Raw genomic sequence first — 1,397 nt, 5'->3', positions numbered from 1 at the left:
TACATGCTCTGGACCTGCTTCTTTTGGCTGGAAAAACCACTCAGATAGCGGTTGTAAATCATCTCGACACTGCGAAGAAGCAGAGGACTTATGCACACACACACGCACATGCCGAATAAGACGATCCTATTTGCGATGGATAACGTAGGATGGGCAATTGAGATGGCAATAGTCAGTATAACAGACCCAAAAGCAGCAATAAGGTATAGGATCTTCAGCGGATGCTTTAATTTATAGAAGATATTCTTTACCAGAGAAAAAACATTATTGAGTGTCCAGTAGTAGACCAAACCAGATGGAGAGTCATACAGGAGTACCAAGAACAGCCCTGCCATTCCATATAACTGTATTTTATCGCGAAGTGGAAAACCCTTTGTATAAATTGCTCCAGCTACAATATTGATTATTGTCATAAGAATGGGGAGAACATTGATGGAAACAGATCCAATCTGGAGCAACCCATCAGGGGTCCCTAGATCCTTGATAAAGAAAAAGCTTTCCCCTTGCAACTGGGGAAGATGGGACAAGAAATGATAAGCGGCAATGAAAAAAGGAACCTGGATCAGGAGGCTCACAGAACTTCGTAGCGCATACGCTGGGTGATAGTGATTCTGACGATAAAAGGTAGAGAGTATCATATACTGCTCATCACCTTTGAAAACGCTCTTGATCCTGCTTATTCCAGGTTGCATACGAATACGGGTATCTCGCTCCTTCTTCTGCAATTGCTCAGCAATATGGTAGAGAGGAAGTGAAAGCAGACTCACGAGGATACTTATTGCAGCAATTGATAACCCAAAATTATCAAATGCTTTAAAAAAGAATACAAACAATAATTCTACAAGCAGTTCAATTGGATACACAATTATATTATAAAGAAAAGATCCCACACTAAACCTCTTTGGCAATCAGATCACTAAAAAATGTAAGGTACCTACCTATGACATATCGAAAAGTGTAGCATGATTTTATAACTAACTGTGCTAATTTTTCAAAGAAACCTTGCAAAATTGTGCAATTCTTTTGGCAACATCTGCACTAGAATGACCTGTCTCATGTGTTTTATAGAACGCAAGAATAGCTTCACAATTCTGTTTTACATTACGGTTTGGCATGTCAGCAATAGCGTGCAGCAATGCATCCTGTGACGAAACAATCCAAAACGGAGAATCATCGAGATCGAAATAGAATGTCCGTTGTTTTTCCTCAAAAGACTTTCTGTCATTTTGATAGAGAATAATTGGTCGATTTGTCAATGCAAAGTCCCCAGGGCTTGAAGAATAGTCAGTGATAAGCATATCGGAAACAACGAGCAAATCAGCCATATCCTCATTTGCTGTTACATCAATAATGGCATCTGAAGCGGGATATCCTGCAAGACCTGGAACTTTCACATG

The 1,397-nt window shown here is 39.9% G+C and carries 2 protein-coding genes; both read right to left on the bottom strand.

Annotated elements, in window-relative coordinates:
• The coding region (locus tag JF818_RS15335) for a YidC/Oxa1 family membrane protein insertase (protein ID WP_370570354.1) at window positions 1-863 on the bottom strand (863 nt) is incomplete at its 3' end.
• A gap of 120 nt (window positions 864-983) precedes the next feature.
• Window positions 984-1,397 (bottom strand): CDP-glycerol glycerophosphotransferase family protein (locus JF818_RS15330; RefSeq protein ID WP_198892908.1); only part of this gene is annotated, 414 nt, incomplete at its 5' end.

It is taken from the genome of Sphaerochaeta sp. S2 (assembly GCF_016406725.1).
Lineage (GTDB): Bacteria > Spirochaetota > Spirochaetia > Sphaerochaetales > Sphaerochaetaceae > Sphaerochaeta.
This window is presented reverse-complemented; position numbering and strand designations above follow the sequence as displayed.